Here is a 20,327-nt window from a genome sequence, read left to right on the forward strand (position 1 = left end):
TCAAGGGCGCAAACCTGCTGGTGATGTTCCTGTTGGAACTGGGTGTGCTGGTGGGAGTGGGTCTTTGGGGCTTCATGACGCCCGCTGATGTCGAGAACCGAGTACGCTGGGCTGGGTGGACCTGCCCTGTGCGTCCTCATGTGGGCGATATTCGGCGCAGCTCGAACCCGCGTTTCCCGTTGCACGGCGGGTGGCGGCCCACCGTGGAACTACTCTGGTTCGGCGGCGGCGCGCTCGCCTGTGCGCAAGCGATGCGACCGATCGCCGGGCTGATGTTCTGGACGCTGTGGGGATCAATGGGCGCGGCGGGTCTCTCTGCAAGACTTCAGGTTGCGGACGCAGTCATGACATGCACCTGGGTTCGGGCACAAGCTGATTCGGTTACCGCTGCGAGTAGCGCGCGGCATGCCCAGCCGACCGCGCCACCGGATTGTGGACTATGCGACCCAGTTGCGTTGCTGCAGTGTAGCTTTCGCCTTACCACGATGGTTAGGAATTGCGGTCGGTGCGACATCGACCAGAAGCAGAGGTGGATCGATTGCGCGGTGCTCGCCAGCTCGTGGCGAATATGCTCCTGTAACAGCAGGTTCAGCGGCATCCAGAGATCCCGAACGGTAAGACGACCGGATGGTTTATACTCTGGCGACGATGGCGCACAATCAGTCGATGGTGCAGGTATTCTACACCGTTCCATTCACATTTCGGTCGCGGACCAGTAGCCAGTCGGCGCTGATGCCGGGGCGTGCCGAGCTGAACTTTGCCTCCCGTTGGAGCAACGGCGGCCGTATGGGCATGCGCTCGAAAGTCGCTTGTGCGACACCCGCCGGTTCACATTGGGAGGATGCGCTGCTCAAATGGCCACACTCGGAGACCGCAGGATGTCGACGTGTGCCGAGGTTGGTGGGTGAACATTATCGCGGGAGGTACCAGAGTTGTCACAATTGACGCATTTGCGTCAATTGCGTTGTCGCGCAACCATTTACTCCGAAGTTGCTGGATAGCTAGTGCGAACTTTTCATAGTTGGATCCTGGATGCCCATCTGCATCGCATGCAGCTGGCTGCGCATCGCCTGGAGAACGCCTTGCACAGACTCAGCACTGGTCTTAGCGATGACATCATCAGGCCGACAGCGGCAGAGATGCGACGCGGCGTCGACCTATTCCTCTATAGCGATCGCGCGGGCTGGCGGATCATCCACAATTATCCAGATCTGCACAGTCCCATATCCGGATCCGTCTTGCCGGACAATCCCGCAGAGCTGAACGCCATGTGGTCGAGACTCTCGAGGGCGGAGAAGGATGAGCTGCATCGACAGGACCCGTTCGTGGGCAACCGTGACGGTATCCCGCATATCGACCGCGACCTCTACAACAGACAGACCATGGCCATGCTGCGCGCCCTAGCTAACGCGTCGTCCGATCATAGGGCCGTGGCGGGCTACGATCGCATCGCAGAGCGACTTCACCAACCGCAGGGATCACCGCAACGCTATCTGGCGGTGATCGAAGAGCCGTTCCGTTCGGTGACTTGCGTCGGCAACCCGGATAAGGCCCAGAACATTATTACATTCGTCGTCGGTGCCGGAAGGGGACCGATGGAGGGTCTGGAGAAGCCCGAGAAGCTAAGACAGGCCACGATGCATGTAGATCCGACCGCCGAAACATCGGTGATTCGGTGGTCTGGCTATCTGGGTCCGCCGGATGTCGTCAGAGCCATCGACCCCCGTTACGCAGAGCACGGCGCGCCGTTGCTACGGCGTTTCCAGGAGGGATTGCGTGTGACACACGAGGGCCCGCCGTCGCTGAATACAGTCATCGGTTACTCCTACGGATCCGTCACCGCTGGGCACGCGATGCTGGGCTCGGGGCTCGATGCTTCCCAAGCCATCTTCGTGGGCAGTTTCGGAGTGGGCGCCAAGAACATCGGCGATCTGAGACTGATCGGTGTCGACCCCCTCGACATGGACCAGTCTGTTTTCAAGACAGTAGCCAAACACGACTCTATCCAGCTGATGCCGAAAGTTCACGGCCCGATGCCCACCAGCTCGGGCTTCGGTGGCACTGATTTCGCGTCAGATTCCGTTCGCGGCCCGTCGACCTCGCTGGGCTTCAACCCCGACAACCACCAATCCTATTTCGACAGCGGCAACCAGTCGCTGCGCAATATGGGGTTGATCTCCGCCGGCTACAGCCATCTGGCGACATAAGGCGAGAACATATGAAGGCAGCCCTCGACACCAAGGATCGACCCGATGCCACAAGTAGCTACTGAGGCGGCAGCACGTCAGCAGCTGCACCTGTACTTCATCGAAACTCTGCGGATGCTCCCACCGGAACTGTCACTGGCGCTGCACAACCCGGCCATACCCAAGGCTCGCTTCGGCATAGGCATCACCATGCCCTGCGACGACGACAGAGACGACAACGACGAGACAGGTCAGAAGTACTTCGATATCTCCTATTGGATAACAGGAACCACCCCGGACACCTCCGACGCGTATTTCGACCTCGTCACAAAAGTGTGGAATAGCCTGGGACGGCCTGTGCGAACGGACAGGAAATCCCGACCGAGGGCCGCTTTCACTCGCACTGCGGACGGCTACGGACTGACCCTCCAACAGAGCGTCAACGGTTACCTCAGCCTGTCCGGTTCCACACCGCCCTTCCCTTCCGATGCACTCGGCGGAAGTCCGCTGCCGACAACGATAGAGCGCTCGGGCATTGCTTCCGAAGATGGCGATCTTCGCGCAGATGATAGGAATCATCCCGCCTAGCGGCCGATCTTCGCGAGCCCAGGGCTGCTCAGCGTCGGACCGGGAGGACTAGCTGGGCACCGGTGATCGGGTGGTCGAGTACCTCGACGGGATGTTGGTAGACACGGCTGAGCAGTTCAGTGGTGAGAACATCGCGGGGTGGGCCGTCGGCAGCGATGCGGCCGGATTCCAGGACGGCCACACGGTCGGCGTACGCGGCAGCGATGCCGAGGTCGTGCACGACGACGACAACGGCGGCGCCTTCATCGGCGCGAGTGGTCGCGAGATTCAGCACAGCCTCTTGATGGCCGAGATCCAGAGCGGCGGTGGGCTCGTCCAACAGCAGGGTGCCAGTGTCCTGGGCGAGCACACGCGCAAGGGCGACGCGCGCGCGCTCACCGCCCGACAAGGTCGGAAACGACCGGGCCGCAAGATGTTCCACATCGGTGGCGGCCATGGCGGCGGCGATCTTCTCGTCGTCGAGCGCACGCCGCTCGGTGCGCACCCACGGCGCTCGGCCCATGGCGACCACCTCGCGCGCGGTGAACGGGAAACCGACGGTGTGGCTCTGTGGCAGGACGGCCCGACGGCGAGCCATGTCGAGTGCAGACCAATGGGTCAGCGACCGCCCGTCGAGTTCGACCGTGCCTTCACTCGGGACGAGCTCGCCCGCGAGCGCGGCAAGCAACGTGGACTTACCAGCACCGTTCGGGCCGACCAGCGCGACAACCTGCCCGGCAACGACGTCGAAGTCCACTACCTCGAGCACGCGCCGACTTCCCGTTCCGGTGACCCCGCGCCGATCGATGCTGACACCGACCGCGCGCAGCGTTACCGAATCCCGTTCGTGCGCCATCGGCAGCTCGTGCGTCCGCGCAAAAACCCCGCCGAGCCCTTGCCGCACGCCACTCATGCGTTGCACCCGGTGATCACTCCAACAAGGCGGCCGGTCGTCGCAGGCCATTCATCCTTCCATTTGAGAACTCCACCAAGACCGAGCCGCATGCCGCTCATCCGGTGACTCCGGCCCTCGCGCGGTCCAGAGATCACGCCGTCGCGCCGCTCCGCACGGGAGGACATGCCTCGCTCCGCCGTACGTAACCGAGCATGTCCGGACCCTTCCGGCAGTGCCGGGTCATCGAAATTCCGGTCGGCGCGCTGGCGGCAGCCGCCAGGAAACGACCACCAGCTGTTGACAGCCGGAGCTGCCGTGGCCGAGCGCGTCGATGAGCCGGTCATGCCCAGCCTCCCGCGCGGGCGCGTGTGCGGCGCAGCAGCCAGAAGAAGAACGGACCGCCGATGAGGGAGGTGAGCATGCCAAGTGGGAGGTCGGCGTTATCGACCAGGGAGCGGGCGCCGACGTCGGCGGCGAGCAGGACCACCGCGCCGATGATGGCGCTCAAGGGGATCAAGACGCGGTGGGCGGGGCCGACGAGCATGCGGACCAGATGCGGGACGATCAAGCCGACGAACAGGATGATGCCGGTGAAGGCGACGCCCGCGGTGGCCAGGATCGCGACGACCAGGATGACGTTGCGGCGCAAGCGCTCTACGTCGACACCCAGATGACGGGCGGCGGACTCGCCGAGCGCCAGCAGGTCCAGGCGCGGCGCGATGAGAATCGCGGCGAGCACACCCACGGCGGTGAGCGGCGCGACCACCTGCACCGAGCCCCAGGTGGCGCCGTTGAGGCTGCCCAGCTGCCAGAACACGATCTGATCGCGGGCGGCAGGGGAAGCGACGAACAGCAGGAAGGCGATGAGGCCGCCCGCGAAGGCATTGATCGCGACGCCGGTGAGCACCAGGGTGACCACCTCGGTCCGCCCATTGGATCGAGCAAGCACATACACGAGCAGGGTGGTCGCCAGACCTGCCACGAAGGCCGCCACCGCGACCGACCAGGCGGCGACGAACGCGCCGCCGAACACGATCACGGTCCCCGCGCCGACCGCGGCACCTGCCGACACTCCGATCACACCGGGCTCGGCGAGCGGATTGGCGAACACGCCCTGCAACAACGCACCCGCTGTCGCCAACGCCGCGCCCACCAGCATCGCCAGCACCACCCGCGGGAAACGGACCTGCCACAACGTCACCTCACCGGCAGGATGGGCGGGCATCGGCCCCCAGTCCAGGCCGGTCCGATGCAGCACACTGCCCGCCACCTCGGCGGGCGTGGTCGGCACCTGCCCGATGGCCGCCGAAGCCACTGCGAGCAGAACCAGGACGGCCACCGCGACAACGAAAACGATCGTGGTGCGCGAACGGCGCCGAGATCTCGGGGCAGTCGGCTGCGGGCGGTGCGGCATCGACCGATCGACCGAGGTGCTCCCCGACGGCGCTTTGCTCACCACCGAACCTCGCCTGCGTTTGCCGCCACCGACCTCGGAGGCTCGCTCCGCCGAGACTCTGCGGCGGTCCACACGGACCGGAACATGCCACTGCGGTCGCGGCCCGCGGCCCTTCGCCTCGACAAGGCCCCGAACAGGTTCGTGGCGAAAGGGTCGGTTGTCGCACGGCTCGGGGCGATTGCTGCCCGGACCGCCGGGGCAGTCGTTCCGATGAGGCTCATGCCGAACGCACCAGAAACTGCCCGGAACGGACCGGAGTCCGTTCCGTCGACTACTCCGTCGCCGCCCATGCTCATGCCGGTCGGGTGCCGTATACGGCCTCGCTCAGGGCTGCGATGACACGGCCGGTGTTCGGGCCGAAGCTCAGCAGCACCGCGTCGGACATGTCGACCACCCGCCGGTTGCGGCCGGCGGGAGTTTGCGCGATGCCAGGGACCTTCTCCAAACCGTCGACACCCCCGACCGAATGCAGACCGTCGGTCATGACGAGCAGCACGTCGGGCGCGGCGCCGATCATGGCCTCGCTGGTGATCGCGACGAACGGTTCCTTCAGTCCGGCCACCGCGCCCGCGTCCTCGGCGCCCAATGCGGCGATGAGCGCATCCGCGCCGGAGCCGGGGCCGGCGAGCATGGTGATGGCGGTGCTGCGCAGGTAGAGGAAGGCGATGGTGAGAGGCTTGTCCTGCCTCGGGACGGCAGCGGTCGCGGCCGCGATCTCGTCGCGGGTCCGCTGGGCAAGAGCCTTTCCGCTGTCGGGAACGCCGAGGGCGCCTGCGACCGCCTCGATCTGCGGCACCACTCCGTCCATGGTGCGTTGCGGATCGAAGTACACGACGGTGACACCTGCCGCACGCAACTGCTCGCGCACCGCGGGTGCCGCGCTGGTGCTGTCGGTGAGGAACACCGAAGGACGCAGCGCCAGAATGGATTCCACGTTCAGCGAACCACTGCCGCCGGTCACGTTGGGCACGTTCTGCACCGCAGGGAACGCGGCCGCGGTGCTGCGGCCGACGATTTTGGGACCCAGGCCCAACGCCCACACGATCTGCGCGAGCGTGCCGTAACGGTCGGCGGCGATAATGCGACTCGCGCTGGTAACAGTGACCTCGGCGCCGTCGAACGACCGCACCGTCGCGGGCAGGACAGGGGTCGGTTCGGGCCCGATCGGCGTGGGGTCGAGGTTCGCCAGCTCGGCAGTACTCTGCCCCTGACGTCCGGAGGTCGCGGTATCGCTGCCGGTGCCGCACGCGGTGACCCCGACAAGAATGGTCAGCGCGAGGACGGCGTAGAGCGCGCGCTCCCATCCGCTTCGGGCACCGCCGAGCCCTGGCGCCTGGACGGACGTGGGCCCGGACAAGCGCGCCGGAAAAGCTGAATGCCTCGACGTCGCACACCTCATGCAGGCAAGGCTAACTTGTGTCATTCCGTGCGTGCACTGACGTCGTCCAGGGCGGCCGCGATGGCCCGCGGCAGTTCGAGAGCCTCCGCGGCGAGCACACCGGTCAGCTGCCCGATGTCGCGGGCGCCCACGATCATGCTCGAGACACCGGGACGATCCCGAATCCACGCGAGTGCGACCGCGAGCGGCGAGGTGGCCAGGCCGTCGGCGGCGGTGACCAATGCGTCCACGACCCGGGTGGCGCGCTCGTCGAGCCGGTGACGGATCTCGGCGGCGGTCGCCTCGTCCGCGCCCCGCGAATCGGCGGGCACACCGTCGCGGTATTTGCCGGTGAGGATGCCGCCGGCCAACGGGGCGGAGGCGATCAGTCCGACGCCGTGGTGATCGGCCGCGGGTAGGAAGGAACCTTCGGAGCCGCGCGCCAGCAGCGAATACGGCGCCTGCGCGACGGAGATCGGTGCAATGGCGGCAAGGCTGGCCAACTGCCAGGCGCCGAACCCGCGCACGCCGGCGTACCGGACCCGCCCTGATCGGACCGCGAACTCCAGAGTCGCCGCGACTTCGTCGAGCGGAGTCCGCGGATCCCATGCGGCGACATTCCAGATGTCGAGGTAGTCGGTGCCGAGCTCGAGCAGCGTCCGGTCGAGTTGACGCAGCAGCGTACGCCGCGAGGTGTCCACCGTCGGGCGGGCCGGTTCCGGCTCGGGCACCGACGGACCCGCGGGCGCGGGTGAAATCCTCGGCAGTACACCGGCACAGCCACTGAGCACCAGATCGTCACGCGAGACCAGGTCACCGAGCAACTCGGCCAGGATCCGTTGCGCCGCACCGCCGCCGTAGGCGGGAGAGGTATCCACCAGCGTGCCACCGGCATCGGTGAACGCCACCAGTTGCACGGCCGCCTCTTCAGAATCCGTATGCGAACCCCACGTGTGGGTCGCCAAACCTATCCGGGACACCCGCAGGCCACTGCGACCGACCGTCCGCTGTTCCATCACCGTGTCCACGATTTCGTCACGGCGCCAAGCCTAGAGCGTGCGAGCGGATGCGGACGGTCACGTGCGCTGTGCGTCGCATCGCCGCTGTCACGGCGTGTCGTGGGCACGGGCAACTGTAGTGCTGGTCACTGCCCCGACACCCGTTCCTCGCTTCGACACTGTACTGTCGCTGCGTGATTGCGGCGGTGATCATCTCAGTGCGACCCGCCTGTGGACCAATTGCCCAGCCGGAACGGATATTTCGGGCAGAAGCGGAGGACGGTACGTGGTCGGCGAGTCCATGACCTGGGTGCAAGCGCTGGTACTCGGTCTGGTGCAGGGACTCACCGAGTTTCTGCCGATTTCCTCCTCGGCGCACCTGCGCATCGTGTCGGCGGTGTTCTTCGGCGACGACGCGGGCGCCTCGTTCACCGCGGTGACCCAGCTGGGCACCGAGGCCGCCGTGCTGGTGTATTTCGCCAAGGACATCTGGCGCATCGTGCGCGCCTGGTTCACCACCCTGGTCCGCAAGGTGTCCGGGCCCGCCAGGCAAACCGTGCCGCTCACCGAACAGGTCACCACGAAGCTTCCCATCATGCGCCCCGGCGAGCCCATGCTCCTCGACGAGGACGCGCAGCGCGAACTCGACTACCGCATCGGCTGGTATGTGATCATCGCGACCATCCCCATCGGCCTGCTCGGCTTCCTGCTCAAAGACCAGATTCGCACCGGAGCCCGCAACCTGTGGCTGGTGTCGTTCATGCTGATCGCGTTCGCACTGGTCATCGCCGCCGGCGAGTACTACGGACGCAAGATCCGCCCGATCGAGCAGCTGACCACCCGCGACGGTCTGGTCATGGGTTTCGCTCAGTGCCTCGCGCTGATCCCGGGTGTGTCGCGTTCCGGCGCCACCGCGACGGCCGGTCTGTTCCTCGGGCTCGAGCGTGCGGCCGCGGTGCGGTTCTCGTTCCTGCTCGCGATTCCCGCGGTGACCGCGTCCGGCCTGTTCAGCCTGCCCGATGCGTTCGAACCGGCAGGAGAGGGACTCAATGCCAGCGGCCCACAGCTGCTCGTCGCCACGATCGTGGCGTTCGGTGTCGGGTACGCCTCGGTGGCGTGGCTGCTCAAGTTCGTCGCCAAGCACTCGCTGGACTGGTTCGTCGGCTACCGGATCGTGCTCGGGCTGACCATGATGGGCCTGCTGGCAGGCGGGGTGGTGTCGGCGACATGATTAGGCTGACCGCATGACGGTAATCCTGCTGCGACACGGTGTGTCGACTTCGAACACCGCCCGCACACTTGCGGGCCGCAGCCAAGGTGTCGATCTGACCGAGCGCGGCAACGAGCAGGCCAGGGCGCTCACCCACCGCCTCGCCGCACTGCCCATCGAGCACATCGTGCACTCGCCGCTACTGCGCTGCCAGCGCACGGTCGCGCCGCTGGCGGAGAAGCTCGACCTGGAACCCGAGTACGACGACCGGCTGATCGAGGTCGACTACGGCGACTGGACCGGCAAGCTGTTGGCCGACCTGCTTACCGAACCTTTGTGGAAGGTCGTGCAACAGCACGCCTCCGGCGCGGTGTTCCCGGGCGGCGAAGGACTCGCGCAGGTGCAGGCCCGCGCGGTGGCCGCGATCCGCGAACTCGACCGGAAATTCGCTGAGCAGCACGGTCACGACGTGCTGTGGGTGGCGTGCTCGCACGGTGATGTCATCAAGTCGGTGCTCGCCGACGCATTCGGTATCCATTTGGACGGCTTTCAACGCATCGTGGTGGAGCCCGCGTCGATCAGTGTCGTTCGCTACACCCCGACCGCGCCGTATGTCTGGCGTGTCAACGACACCGGGACCGACCTTTCCGCGCTGGCGGCGTCCAATACGCTACGCCCGGTGGCCGATTCCCGCACCACGCAGGACGGCGAACCGGTCGATACCTCCGGTCCTGTTCCTGGCGGGGAGGTAGGTGGTACCGGAAGTGCGGATAATGGGAATGCGGAGCGTCGAGATTCCTTGTAAACGAGTAGTCGGCGTGTTGAATGTCTGTGCGCCGCGGGTAGTCGATCAGGGTCACGTATCAGGAGGTGCATGTGTCACGCGCAATCCATGTATTCCGCACCCCCGATCGTTTCGTCGCCGGGACTGTCGGTGAGCCGGGCGATCGTTCGTTCTATTTGCAGGCCGTGCAGGAGCCGCGGGTTGTCAGCGTGCTGCTGGAGAAGCAGCAGGTAAAGGTGCTCGCCGACCGCATGGGTCTGCTATTGGACGAGGTCGCGCGCCGCTTCGGTGCCGAGGTGCCGCCGCAGGCCGACGACGTGGCAGATGTGGATCCACTGGTGACGCCGGTCGACGCCGAATTCCGGGTCGGGACCATGGGCTTGGGCTGGGACGCCGATGCGGGAGCGGTGGTGGTGGAGCTGCTGGCGATCACCGAAACCGAGGTGGACGAGTCGGTGGTGCTCGACGACACCGAGGAAGGTCCGGATGCGGTGCGGGTGTTCCTGACCCCGATCCAGGCGCGCGAATTCGCGCTGCGCTCGACCCGTGTCATCGCCGCGGGGCGTCCGCCGTGCCCGCTGTGCGGGGAACCGCTCTCGGCACGCGGGCACATGTGTGTGCGAACCAACGGATACAAGCGCGGGGATATTTTCGGCGCGGCCGAGCTGGAGGAGTAGCCGGTGACCGCGTGGCACACCGCCGATATGACGGTGATCGGACGGGTAACCGTCGCAAGCAATGTCACCCTCGTCTGTGACGTGCCCGCGAGCATGGAAACCGATGGTGCGCCGCTGCGGGTGGTATACAAGCCGGTGCGCGGCGAGCAACCGCTGTGGGACTTCCCTGACGGCACCCTCGCCGGTCGCGAGGTGGCCTCGTATCTGATATCGGACGCACTCGGCTGGGGTGTCATCCCGGAAACCATCCTGAGGGAGGGCCCCTACGGTCCCGGCATGGTGCAACGCTGGGTGGAGGCGGTGGACAACCACACCGCGCAGGGCAACCGTCTCGAGCTGATCGACCTGGTGCCCGCCGGCGCGGTTCCCGACGGATTCTGCGAAGTGCTGCGCGCCCTCGATCCGGCAGGCAACGAGGTGTCGCTGATCCACGCCGACGATCCGCGCCTGCAGCGGATGGCGGTGCTGGACGTAATCCTCAACAATGCCGACCGCAAGGGTGGGCACGCACTGGAAGGCACCGACGGTCAGGTTTACGGGGTCGACCACGGCATCTGCCTGCACAGCGAGCACAAACTCCGCACCGTGCTGTGGGGATGGGCGGGCCGCAGTGTCGGTCAGGATCTGCTCGACGACATCACCGCGTTCGCGAAGGCGCTGCCCGCTCAGCTCGCCGATGCCCTCGCCCCGCACCTCACCGACACCGAGATCGAGGCACTCGCCGATCGGACCCAGGAGCTGCTGGAGGACCCGGTGATGCCGGTGCCGCACACTTCCCGCCCGATTCCGTGGCCCGCGTTCTGATCGGCAGGGTGACCTCGCAGGGCCTCCCCGCGGTATCGCGTCGCGTACCAGACCGGGCGCATGCGCTACCCACTCTTCGGCTCGACCGCCTTACGAACCTCCGAACTCGTCTCGAGCACCATGAGTTTCGAGGACGCCGGAATGCCGACGCATCATCGACGCCTATGCCGACGCCGACGGCAATGTCCTGGACAACGTCTCGGCCTACGGCGAGGGAGAGAGCCTGCTCGGTACGTGGTCAATGTCGAGCGCGACCCCGAATGGGGCGGCTAGCGGGTCACCGACCACGACGGAACCTACATCGGGAAATCCAGCGTCAGGTGAAAATCGCTGCGGACATCGGCAAGCCCACGACACGAGGAACCACCACATCACCACCGACCCCTGGACCACCGTGGACCACGCTGGAGTCGGACTGCTACTCGATCATCTGGACCGCTACGAGCGCACACCGCGGCGGCACTGGTTGGGTCGGGGGAGCTATCGGTCACCCAGTCGATTCTCGACCGCGCCACCGGCCCACGCCGGGCGAATATTCACTGTTCGCGCAATGTGTCACCAACCGTGGGTGAATCGACGACGACGGGCGATCGGCGAACAATGGGTGGACCGCCGTTTGCGCCGAACGAGAGGAGTTTCACTGTGAACAGTTCTGACCCCATGGCGACGGTGCTCCAATACGTCGATGCCTTCAACAACGGTGACTCGAAGGCGATGGCAGCGCTGTGCGCTGACCCGATGCAGATACTTGACGGAATGTCGCCGCATGTGTGGCAGGGGCCGACAGCGTGCACGGACTGGTGGAGGGACGTCTGCGAGGAGGGCGAGCACGTCGGAGCATCGGGCTACCGCATTGCTGTCGACGAGCCACGGCACGTCGACGTCACTGGTGACCACGCATATGTCGTTGTTCCCGCGACCATGACGGTGAATCTGCAGGGCACTCGGGTAACCCAAACTGGCTCAATCTTCACGGTCGCGCTCGGCAAGATGGGGACACAGTGGCGGCTGAGGGCCTGGGCTTGGACAAAAGGCGCCTGACGGCCCCGACATCCTTTGACTGTCAAGAAGTGCAACGTACCGCCGGCGGGTCCGGTCGAGCACCACTTCGACGCTGCCGTCCTGGTGTCCCACCCCGGCGGCAGGTGTTCAAGAACCAATCGATTCTCAACACTCTTGATGCTCGTGATCAGCTATCGGTGGGCAGCCTGGGCAGTCCATAGCCCTGCGCTACTGCCGACGTGATCGGAAATTCTTAGATCCTCGCCCCGAAGTCTCTCATCAGCTTCCGCGCTCCCAGCGAGGCCGCCTCCGCACGCAAGACCAACGGGTGGGAAACACCGCAATTTACTCGCCAAGCAAACCCGAACCAGCAAATAAACCACTCAAGCCGGTCAATTTTCGATTGGCAAGAACTGGTCAGAATTCAGTCACCGTTGACACCCAGCATCCAAGACGTTGGCTTTCAGCCTCGAGTGCATCTATCTTCCGTCGCAACTGTCCCCATCTCGGCGTTGATTCGTTGAATTTCCGCTCGGTCGAGCCGAGGGTCCAACCCTTGCCGCTCGGTTCTCAACTTCATGATTTCCGCCTCCTTCTCATCTATTTCTCTCCGTATTGCGGCACAACGGGGAGGTGGCGGGGGAGACGCCTCAATTACCTGCAGAGGCCATTGGGAGTCGACGAGCCGCAGGTCGTCGGGGGCATTGCCAAAGCTGACCCGCAAGGTGCTGTCCCCTTCGAGTTGGGCCTCGAACAACAGCTGCTCGAAACCGGCCTCGCGGCCATCGAGCTCGATCACCCGGTCTCGCTGACCGACGCCATCCGCGCCCTGGCCGGCCTCCGAAAGTCCGCCTGAACGCGCCCGTGCAAGGCCAGCATGATGCCACGCTGCACCGCCAGAACCCCTGCGGTCTACCAGTTAGCCGTGTGCGTGACTCGGGATCCGAGTAGTAATCGCACGGAAACAACGAAGTTGGCTGGACCAGCAGTGATGGCGGGTTCTGATGCCCCGGTTCAATCGAAACGTCTCGAGCGGGTCGCATCCGATGCCCGTCCACGGGTGGTGTCCGCAGACCGTTCGCGAGACAACAAGTTTCCGCAGGTCGCGTCTGTACACGTGTCCTGTACACAGCAACGTCAATCGCTTGGGGTCGGCGATACATCGTCTCGAGGTGCTCACGACCAGGCCGAACCGCCATGAGACCGTCGCCCGTATCGACCGAGGTGGCCTCCGCAGCAGGCATCGGTGTCAGAGGTGGATGTGATGATCGGACGATGCATGGTTCCCTCATGGAAGAGTCTTGGCGACGGATCGATTCATGGCTCGCCGCGCATGCGCCGCGTACCTTCGCATCTTTGCGCCCGCCCGCCTCGCAGGAGGCCATCAACGCCGCAGCTACCGAGCTGGGGGTGGAGTTCCCCGCGGATCTGGTCGCGTATCTGCGGCACCACGACGGAGTCTCGCCCGGGGAGCGGGGCTACGTCTCCCCCGAGGAGGGGGTTTCAGCTTCCCCGGCTTTGAGCCCTACACCCTCGCCCAGATCCTCTCCTCGGGCCGGAGCCAGCAGGAGTCGTGGGCCAGGTACGAAGGGGACCCGCTACTCGAGGGCTTCTGGCACCACGATTTCGTACCCTTCGCCCGAAATTCCAGTGCGGACGGGCTGGTCGTGGACTGCCGTCAAGGCGAGTCGTTCGGCGTGGTAGGCCACGAGAGGGAGGCCGAGGGCGTGAGCTTCGGGGAATGGGGAAGCCTCGCGGCCTTCCTGGAGCAGGTCGCCGACTCCTTGGAGGGCGGAACCGTCATGACGGTGGGGCTGTCGTATGTGCCTGTCGTCGACGACGGGATGCTGCTGTGGGAGTTCGCTCCCGAACGGCGACCCGAGCCTCGGTCCCTGTTCGACCGGGCGCTCGCCGACCCGGTCATGGCCGCGCCAGGCCGGACGACTTCCCACGCCACGCTGAACGACACCTGGCCCAGCGGGTACGACAATTTCTGCCTGACCTTCGCGCAGGCCTTGGACGAGGCCGAACTCCTGCGCCGGTTCGGCGCGGTGCCCGAGACCCGGCGCCCACGGTGGAGGGAGGAGGCAGAAATTCCAGACCAGCGGCAGGACCCTCGCGTGCTGCTGCCGGTAGTCCGCGTGGGAACCCACGGCGGTTGGGCGTTCGGCATCGAGGAAGGTCTTCATCTTTTCGAGGGCACACGCGAGGAGGTGCTGCGCCGTGTGTCCTGTGGCACCCGCGCGGTGTCCGTAAGCTATTGGGCCGACGGCACGACCTCGGTGTCCCTTTTCGACAACGGCGAACTGGTGACGAGGTACGACACCCGACCGCCCGTCCCCTACGGCGCGCGCGACCCGTTCGAGGTCTTCCCCGGTCTGCCGACGCCCGTTCCGGAGCCCACACCCGAGCAGCGGCGGGAACAGCTGCTGGCGGTGTGTGACGCGGTCGTTCGCCGCTGTGGCATCCCACTGCCACCGCCCGGCCTGGAGGGGGAACTCGACAGCGCGCGGATCCTTCCTCTGCTACCGGACAACAACTTCGGGCTCCCGGAGAACAACTTCCGGACACCCGTGCCTGACCGGTTTGCCTCCCTCGTCGACGCCGCGACGCCCGAGCGCCTGCGTCGCGTACTCGCCGTGCAGATGTCGTCACTGGCCACCGAGACCGGACTCGACACCTATGACGAGGTCACTGCCGCACTGTCCCTGCTGAGCGAGGAGGATCACCCCGGCGTTACCGACGACTCCGCCCTTGACCTGCGGCTGCGCCGCGTGCACGCCGAGGCCCAGGTGATATATACCGACTGGAACGACCGGTCTGTCTGGCAGGAGCGCGCCATGGCCGCCCGCGCCATGGCCGACGCGCTCAACCTGCCGGCCCGGGAAGCCCTGGGCTTGGTCGTGGGCTGCCGTCAGGGCCCCCGTTGGCGGCAGGAGTTTCGCAAGCAGCTGACCGACGACTGATTCCTGCATGATCCTTGGTCAAGTCGGGCAGGGACCGCCATGATCTTTTGTCGGGGGTAGCGCGCTGCGGGCTTTGCCCAGGATCGGGCCCGCGAGCGTATCGGCGGCGTAGCAGGTTATGCGCGATCGTCGCGCACAGCACCCAGTCGGAATGCGCACGATGTTGAGCCCGCCGGCCGCGACCCCGACCGAGGTTCTACTCTCGCCGAGGAGTTCCGTACAGTGCTCGACCAACGCAACCTGCTCTTGGCGCTGATCGAGCGAATCACCGCCGCAGTCGGCACATCTGAAGGACTCCGCGATATCACCATGACGCTCGACGGCATGGACCTCACGCCCACCAGGCGCCAGATCGCGGCCACTCAGAGGTTCCAGTAGTAACGGCGCGAAAACAACGACAATGGCTTGAACAGCAGCGATGGCGGGTTGACAGCATCCGGAACCCCGGTACGCCAACGGAAACCGTTCGAGGGTTGGTGATACAACTTCCAACCGCGCCCTCGGAGACGCCGAACGACCAGGCGCAGTGGCACATCCGTTGTTTTTTCGGCGACTACTACCGCAACCCCAGCTCCGAACGGAAGGCGAGTTTGCCGGATGTCTCGTCGTCGTGGGCGTAGAGCAGGTCGCGTCGAAGGGCGTGCGGGGATTCGCCCTTGTTGAGCTGGCGGGAGATCTTGCGCCGATGTCGGGCCCGGAACGTTGAGAACACCAAGGGTTCTCGGCAGGCCCCCAGCGTGTCGGGGTGCTATGAGTTCGCCGACTCACAAGACCTCGAGGCCTCGGCAACCTCACCGAGGACCTCGACACCCCACCGACCCTTGACGAATCCCGCAGGGATACACCCTTTTCCGCCCCTTCCTTAGGATGATCAACATGTACCGATAGATGAAGGGTGAGAGATGCGGATAGAGCGATGCCGGATGGATGAAGCCGTGCTGGCAGCGGCCCGCGAGGGCTTCGCCGAGCGAATCGAGGGCGTGTGCCACTCCATGGGGAAGGCCGGTCCGATCGGAACCTACGAGTGGTGGCAGATCTCGGCGGAGTTCCTCGACCATCTGGGTGCTCTTTCCGTCGTCCTCCCCGACCTCGACGCTCCAGAGGTCAAGGCGGTCCTCGACAACGCCGCCGAGGCCGCCGCCGGTGGCGTGCAGTGCGCCGCTTACTTCAACAACACCACCTTCTTCGTCTTCCTCGACTACGCGAACTTCGGGATGCGATACGAGCGAGAAACCCCGGAGGACCCGGATCCTGTCTCCGCCAACCAGTGGCTGGACGCCTTCTGCCTGGCAATCCTGTCCGAGAGAACGGGATGGCATCGCGAGGCATTCGCATTCGCTCGGAAAGAGCTCGATGGCGAAATGGTCGGCAACCCGAACGTCGAGCTGGTCAACGGCCTGATGGCCTACGTCCTCGGGTTAACAGGGAACCAGTACGCCGACTATCCGCCGTCCACCGAAGCGGTGGTTGCCGCTATCGACGCCGCGCTGTCCCGAGTCCAAGTGGGAGAGAGTTTTTCCGACTTGCCGCACCACATTGCCTTGCGCGGCCTACGCGCCTTGGCCGCCGGGGACCAGGAGGCCTTCAACACAGAGTTGACCGAGTTGCTGCTCCAATACGGCACTGTGCCTGAACCCTTCACGGAGATGACCGAGGCGCTGGTCCAGTGCGGCATCGTGCCCGGCTTCTTCGGCAGGCCTCGTGCTCTGCTTCCCCTCGTGCCGCTCGCCCTGACCGCTCTCGCCTACCGCCGCGAGGGTTGGCGACCGCCCGTCGAGACCGACTATCTGCCGCGCACGCTGATCACCGGATGCTGGACCGGTTCTTGAGCGGCCTTGGCCTCCGTCGCAATCGGCGGCGCGCGGGGCACACTCGCGGGCGCGAACGGGCGCAGGGTCTCGGTGGCTGAAGTCGTTGCCCGCGACCGTGCCGCGGCCGACTCCGTGACGGAGGTCGCCGTCGAATCGGGTGCGTGGCCCGTGCAGGTGGCGCTGGCCTGGCTTCGACACAAGTCGCCGGTGGTGGTGCCGATCATCGCCGAATGCAAGCCGCATCCCTCGCATTCGGGAACAGAGTCACAGCCATCGACGGGCGCTGAGTGTCGGCAAGCGAGGGCCGGGAGGCTCGTCGCGTCGGCGCGTGCCGGCATGGTCGATTGCGCTGTCGGGTGCCCGCTCGGCGGCCAGCCGCAACCGTACCCGGGCCCTGTCTAGGCGATGGCCTGCTCGAATGCGTGCGCAGCGCCTGCCGCGTTGTAGTAGATGACAGCAACCCTCATGGTCATGTCGGCTCCTCGATATCGCGCCGAGAATTAGTTATGTGCATAATGTTATTCGCATAACTAATCTGTCGAGGAGAGCCCCATGGACTTCGAGCAAGCCGACGCCGTCAACCAGGCCATCCGCCTGCTGAGCCTGCGCCACCGAGCCAGGGCTGCGACGCTGCTGGCCCCGCTCGGCCTGCACCCCGGGCAGGAGGCGCTCCTGCTCGAACTCGCCAGGACGGGCCCGATGATTCAGGCCCAACTGAGCGAGGCTCTCGGCTGCGAGCCGCCCAGCGTCACGCTCATGGCCCGGAAGCTGGAAGCTTCCGGCCACATCCGTCGCCAACCCGCTCCCGCCGACAAGCGCGCCAGCATCGTCGAACTCACCGACAGCGGCACGACGCTGGCTCACCAGGTCAAGCAGCTATGGCGCGCGCTGGCGGAGGAAACCGTGGCCGGCCTGCCCGCCCAGACGGTCGCGGAACTACCCGGCATCCTCGAGACCCTCACCGGCAACGTGGATGCCAGGCGCCCCCGCCACTCACAGAGCCGCCGGTACGGCCTGGCCCCCGAACCGCGACCGGACGGGCACGTCGCGCAAGACATGGCGTCGACCGGCGATAACGAATCGCGCGCACCGGGGTGGGTCCGCGAGCACGTCGAGCAGATCGTCCGCACTGGGACGACCGACGGCGTCACCGTCAGCGGCCTGCCCACCGTGCTGATGACCTACCAGGGCGCCCAGACCGGCACGGCTCGCAAGGCGCCGCTGATGCGTGTCGAACACGAGGGGCGCTACGCGGCTGTCGCATCCAAGGGAGGCGCGCCGACCAACCCGCAGTGGTACGCCGGACTGGTCGCCGAGCCGGTCATCGAACTCCAGGACGGCACGGTGACCCGGGAGTACCGGGCGCGCGAGGTATTCGACGAAGAAAAAGCCCTCTGGTGGCGCCGAGCGGTGGACGCGTACCCGGATTATGCCGACTACCAGCGCAAGACCGACCGCCAGATCCCGGTCTTCGTGCTCGAACCGATCCTCGGGCAAACACCGGCTGGTGACGGCAACGAGGCCTAGCGTGGCGAGATCGGCACGGTCGAGGACGCATGCTGTCGGGTCAGTGTGCGGACAGCGGCGCGGTAGGTCATGAACTTCGTGGTGGTCGGTGCGGGTCTCGTAGTCGCGGACGAGGCACCCGTCGACCGATAGCTGAGGTCACAGCGCACACCGCGTTGTCGGCGGCACGAGCCCGTGACGCCGAAACCTCGGTCGAGGTGACATGCGACCCTCTGCGCGGAGTGGGTGATGGTGACTGCCGTGGCATCTGCCGGCACGTGCGCGAACTGCTCGACCTGATCGCGCAGTTCGAGCAGTTCGGGCAGTGTGAGATTTGCAGTGTGAGATTTTCGGGGTCCGCGAACCGGTGGGTGATAGTGCGCGGCAGTTCCCACCTCACACCGCGACCCGTCCTGCGATCGAGCCGACCATTCGAGGATGTTGCGCAGCATCGCCATGAAGCCCTCGACTGCGCCTCAGGCACCAGCCGTCTCGCAACTCGGCCCCGGTATCGCAGCGCATCGAACCAGCGAGACCGTAAACGTTGACATCCGCTCGGGACGCGATTTTCGCAGGTCGCAACCCATCAGGAGAGTGTGCTACATCGCGAATCGGACGGGGCGAAGGCCGATCATCTCGACCACCCCTTTACCCTCGAATCATGCAGTCCTGGTCCGATACCGCCCTTCCCACCATCCCCGGAGCAGGGCCACCGTTGCGGTTGTTCGACACCGCCGACCGACAGGTCCGGCCGGTCACCCCCGGCGCCACCGCCACTATGTACGTCTGCGGGATCACTCCTTACGACGCCACCCACCTCGGCCACGCGGCCACCTACCTCACCTTCGACCTGGTCAACCGGTTGTGGCGGGACGCGGGCCACACCGTGCACTACGTGCAGAACGTGACCGATGTCGATGACCCGCTGTTCGAGCGCGCCGCCCGCGACGGCTTGGACTGGCGGGAGCTGGGCACCCGCGAGATCGAGCTGTTCCGTGCGGACATGTCCGCGCTGCGGATCGTGCCGCCGCGCGACTACATCGGCGCCATCGAGTCCGTCGACGAGGTCGTGGAACTGGTGCAGAAACTGCTGGCCTCGGGTGCGGCCTATGTCGTCGACGATGCCGAATTCCCCGACATCTATTTCCGCGCCGCCGCCACCGAGCAGTTCGGCTACGAATCCGGCTACGACCGCGCCACCATGGAGCGACTGTTCGCCGAGCGCGGCGGCGACCCCGCCAGACCCGGCAAGCGCGACACCATCGACGCGCTGCTGTGGCGCGCCGCGCGCCCCGACGAGCCGTCCTGGCCCGCCCCCTTCGGCGCGGGACGTCCCGGCTGGCACATCGAGTGTGCGGCGATCGCGCTCAACCGCGTCGGCCCCGAGTTCGACGTCCAGGGCGGCGGCAGCGACCTGATCTACCCCCACCACGAGTACTCCGCCGCGCACGCCGAAGCCCTCATCGCGGGCCGCCGCTTTGCCCGCCACTATGTACACGCCGGGCTGATCGGCCTCGACGGCGAGAAGATGTCCAAGTCCAAGGGCAACCTCGTCCTGGTATCCAAGCTGCGCCGCGCGGGCACCGACCCCGCGGCGATCCGCCTCGGCCTACTCGCCGGTCACTACCGCCAGGACCGCATGTGGACCGACACCGTCCTCGCGGAGGCCACCCAGCGTCTGGACCGGTGGCGAAGCGCGACGTCGCAGGCCGCCGGCCCCGCCGCCGAGGACACCATCGCCCGCCTACGCCAGCACCTCGCCGATGACCTCGACACCCCGAAAGCCTTGGCTGCCGTGGACAGCTGGGCCGACCAGGCCCTCGACTACGGCGGTGCGGACCGTGGCGCTCCCGTCCTCGTCGCGACCGCGGTCGATGCGTTGCTCGGTGTGCAGCTGTAAGGCTCGGTGCGACCCGCCCGTTTTCTGACGAGCGGGTACAGCTGGTGCGCAGTGATGGCTTGCTCGCACCGGCGACGGACTTCGGAGGTCGGCCCTCGGCATCCTTACTCCGACACGACCGTCGACCGACCTCCAGCGGCCCGTGGTCGCGCACTGCGGATCGGTTCTCCGTGTCCATGTACGTCGA

19 protein-coding genes and 1 pseudogene are annotated in these 20,327 nt (G+C 66.1%); 15 read left to right on the forward strand and 5 right to left on the reverse strand.

All coding sequences use genetic code 11. The features are described 5' to 3' along the window. Window positions 1-23 precede the first annotated feature (23 nt). The 3 genes from AB0M74_RS21755 to AB0M74_RS21765 all read left to right on the forward strand — a co-directional run bounded on the left by AB0M74_RS21755 (window position 24) and on the right by AB0M74_RS21765 (window position 2,774). The gene (locus AB0M74_RS21755; RefSeq protein ID WP_366528192.1) at window positions 24-719 is read left to right on the forward strand and encodes a YrdB family protein; all 696 of its coding nucleotides are present in this window, start codon (window positions 24-26) and stop codon (window positions 717-719) included. 330 nt (window positions 720-1,049) lie between these two features. Beyond that, entirely contained in the window at window positions 1,050-2,207 is a 1,158-nt protein-coding gene (locus tag AB0M74_RS21760; protein ID WP_366528092.1) for an alpha/beta hydrolase, read from the forward strand. 45 nt (window positions 2,208-2,252) lie between these two features. Further along, window positions 2,253-2,774, forward strand: a complete 522-nt coding sequence (locus AB0M74_RS21765) for a hypothetical protein (protein WP_366528093.1) — start codon at window positions 2,253-2,255, stop codon at window positions 2,772-2,774. Window positions 2,775-2,802: 28 nt separating this feature from the next. Here the strand turns inward: AB0M74_RS21765 and AB0M74_RS21770 are convergent, their stop codons facing one another. The 4 genes from AB0M74_RS21770 to AB0M74_RS21785 form a co-directional block, all read right to left on the reverse strand. Continuing rightward, entirely contained in the window at window positions 2,803-3,666 is an 864-nt protein-coding gene (locus tag AB0M74_RS21770) for a heme ABC transporter ATP-binding protein (protein ID WP_366528094.1), read from the reverse strand. Between the two features lie 322 nt (window positions 3,667-3,988). Beyond that, a complete protein-coding gene (locus AB0M74_RS21775) occupies window positions 3,989-5,062 on the reverse strand; it encodes an iron ABC transporter permease (RefSeq protein WP_366528193.1) in 1,074 nt (357 codons plus the stop codon). A 334-nt stretch (window positions 5,063-5,396) separates the two neighbouring features. Continuing rightward, on the reverse strand, window positions 5,397-6,503 hold the full coding sequence (locus tag AB0M74_RS21780) for an ABC transporter substrate-binding protein (RefSeq protein WP_366528095.1): 1,107 nt from the start codon (window positions 6,501-6,503) through the stop codon (window positions 5,397-5,399). A 20-nt stretch (window positions 6,504-6,523) separates the two neighbouring features. Beyond that, window positions 6,524-7,498: an aldo/keto reductase gene (locus tag AB0M74_RS21785; RefSeq protein ID WP_366528194.1), complete on the reverse strand. Its 975-nt coding sequence runs from the start codon at window positions 7,496-7,498 to the stop codon at window positions 6,524-6,526. A gap of 283 nt (window positions 7,499-7,781) precedes the next feature. On the opposite strand from AB0M74_RS21785, the gene AB0M74_RS21790 reads away from it, so the two are divergent. From AB0M74_RS21790 to AB0M74_RS21825, 8 genes are all read left to right on the forward strand, one after another. Then, on the forward strand, window positions 7,782-8,711 hold the full coding sequence (locus tag AB0M74_RS21790) for an undecaprenyl-diphosphate phosphatase (protein ID WP_366528195.1): 930 nt from the start codon (window positions 7,782-7,784) through the stop codon (window positions 8,709-8,711). Between the two features lie 13 nt (window positions 8,712-8,724). Beyond that, window positions 8,725-9,495, forward strand: a complete 771-nt coding sequence (locus AB0M74_RS21795; protein WP_366528096.1) for a histidine phosphatase family protein — start codon at window positions 8,725-8,727, stop codon at window positions 9,493-9,495. A 71-nt stretch (window positions 9,496-9,566) separates the two neighbouring features. Beyond that, window positions 9,567-10,151 carry a DUF3090 domain-containing protein gene (locus AB0M74_RS21800; protein WP_328400927.1) on the forward strand — a complete coding sequence of 195 codons (585 nt, stop codon included), beginning with the start codon at window positions 9,567-9,569 and terminating at the stop codon, window positions 10,149-10,151. A gap of 27 nt (window positions 10,152-10,178) precedes the next feature. Further along, window positions 10,179-10,955 (forward strand): SCO1664 family protein, encoded by a 777-nt coding sequence (locus AB0M74_RS21805; RefSeq protein ID WP_366528196.1) that lies wholly within the window; start codon window positions 10,179-10,181, stop codon window positions 10,953-10,955. 642 nt (window positions 10,956-11,597) lie between these two features. After that, window positions 11,598-11,996, forward strand: coding sequence for a nuclear transport factor 2 family protein (locus AB0M74_RS21810; protein WP_366528097.1), 399 nt, complete (start codon window positions 11,598-11,600; stop codon window positions 11,994-11,996). 631 nt (window positions 11,997-12,627) lie between these two features. Beyond that, window positions 12,628-12,813 (forward strand): hypothetical protein, encoded by a 186-nt coding sequence (locus AB0M74_RS21815; RefSeq protein ID WP_366528098.1) that lies wholly within the window; start codon window positions 12,628-12,630, stop codon window positions 12,811-12,813. Between the two features lie 871 nt (window positions 12,814-13,684). Next, window positions 13,685-14,923, forward strand: coding sequence for a DUF6461 domain-containing protein (locus AB0M74_RS21820; protein WP_366528099.1), 1,239 nt, complete (start codon window positions 13,685-13,687; stop codon window positions 14,921-14,923). 222 nt (window positions 14,924-15,145) lie between these two features. Then, entirely contained in the window at window positions 15,146-15,301 is a 156-nt protein-coding gene (locus AB0M74_RS21825; protein WP_366528100.1) for a hypothetical protein, read from the forward strand. Between the two features lie 178 nt (window positions 15,302-15,479). Here AB0M74_RS21825 and AB0M74_RS21830 read toward each other — a convergent pair whose 3' ends face one another. Then, a complete protein-coding gene (locus AB0M74_RS21830) occupies window positions 15,480-15,635 on the reverse strand; it encodes a hypothetical protein (RefSeq protein WP_366528101.1) in 156 nt (51 codons plus the stop codon). Between the two features lie 211 nt (window positions 15,636-15,846). Here AB0M74_RS21830 and AB0M74_RS21835 point away from each other — a divergent pair, with 211 nt between their 5' ends. From AB0M74_RS21835 to mshC, 4 genes and pseudogenes are all read left to right on the forward strand, one after another. Further along, window positions 15,847-16,752, forward strand: coding sequence for an immunity 49 family protein (locus AB0M74_RS21835; protein ID WP_366528102.1), 906 nt, complete (start codon window positions 15,847-15,849; stop codon window positions 16,750-16,752). A 534-nt stretch (window positions 16,753-17,286) separates the two neighbouring features. Next, window positions 17,287-17,544, forward strand: a pseudogene (locus tag AB0M74_RS21840) (MarR family transcriptional regulator); the annotation flags it as partial. Window positions 17,545-17,790: 246 nt separating this feature from the next. Continuing rightward, window positions 17,791-18,261 carry a nitroreductase family deazaflavin-dependent oxidoreductase gene (locus AB0M74_RS21845; protein WP_366528197.1) on the forward strand — a complete coding sequence of 157 codons (471 nt, stop codon included), beginning with the start codon at window positions 17,791-17,793 and terminating at the stop codon, window positions 18,259-18,261. A 640-nt stretch (window positions 18,262-18,901) separates the two neighbouring features. After that, window positions 18,902-20,140: a cysteine--1-D-myo-inosityl 2-amino-2-deoxy-alpha-D-glucopyranoside ligase gene (mshC, locus tag AB0M74_RS21850; RefSeq protein WP_366528103.1), complete on the forward strand. Its 1,239-nt coding sequence runs from the start codon at window positions 18,902-18,904 to the stop codon at window positions 20,138-20,140. Window positions 20,141-20,327: the final 187 nt, after the last annotated feature.

The organism is Nocardia sp. NPDC051463 (assembly GCF_040681975.1).
GTDB lineage: Bacteria > Actinomycetota > Actinomycetes > Mycobacteriales > Mycobacteriaceae > Nocardia.

Excerpts from the sequence above, each read along its gene's own strand:
- AB0M74_RS21755 (WP_366528192.1), top strand. The coding sequence starts at position 24 with ATGTTCCTGTTGGAACTGGGTGTGCTGGTGGGAGTGGGTCTTTGGGGC.
- AB0M74_RS21760 (WP_366528092.1), top strand. The coding sequence starts at position 1,050 with ATGCAGCTGGCTGCGCATCGCCTGGAGAACGCCTTGCACAGACTCAGC.
- AB0M74_RS21765 (WP_366528093.1), top strand. The coding sequence starts at position 2,253 with ATGCCACAAGTAGCTACTGAGGCGGCAGCACGTCAGCAGCTGCACCTG.
- AB0M74_RS21770 (WP_366528094.1), bottom strand. The coding sequence starts at position 3,666 with ATGAGTGGCGTGCGGCAAGGGCTCGGCGGGGTTTTTGCGCGGACGCAC.
- AB0M74_RS21775 (WP_366528193.1), bottom strand. The coding sequence starts at position 5,062 with ATGCCGCACCGCCCGCAGCCGACTGCCCCGAGATCTCGGCGCCGTTCG.
- AB0M74_RS21780 (WP_366528095.1), bottom strand. The coding sequence starts at position 6,503 with ATGAGGTGTGCGACGTCGAGGCATTCAGCTTTTCCGGCGCGCTTGTCC.
- AB0M74_RS21785 (WP_366528194.1), bottom strand. The coding sequence starts at position 7,498 with ATGGAACAGCGGACGGTCGGTCGCAGTGGCCTGCGGGTGTCCCGGATA.
- AB0M74_RS21790 (WP_366528195.1), top strand. The coding sequence starts at position 7,782 with ATGACCTGGGTGCAAGCGCTGGTACTCGGTCTGGTGCAGGGACTCACC.
- AB0M74_RS21795 (WP_366528096.1), top strand. The coding sequence starts at position 8,725 with ATGACGGTAATCCTGCTGCGACACGGTGTGTCGACTTCGAACACCGCC.
- AB0M74_RS21805 (WP_366528196.1), top strand. The coding sequence starts at position 10,179 with ATGACGGTGATCGGACGGGTAACCGTCGCAAGCAATGTCACCCTCGTC.
- AB0M74_RS21835 (WP_366528102.1), top strand. The coding sequence starts at position 15,847 with ATGGATGAAGCCGTGCTGGCAGCGGCCCGCGAGGGCTTCGCCGAGCGA.
- AB0M74_RS21845 (WP_366528197.1), top strand. The coding sequence starts at position 17,791 with ATGGCGTCGACCGGCGATAACGAATCGCGCGCACCGGGGTGGGTCCGC.
- mshC (WP_366528103.1), top strand. The coding sequence starts at position 18,902 with ATGCAGTCCTGGTCCGATACCGCCCTTCCCACCATCCCCGGAGCAGGG.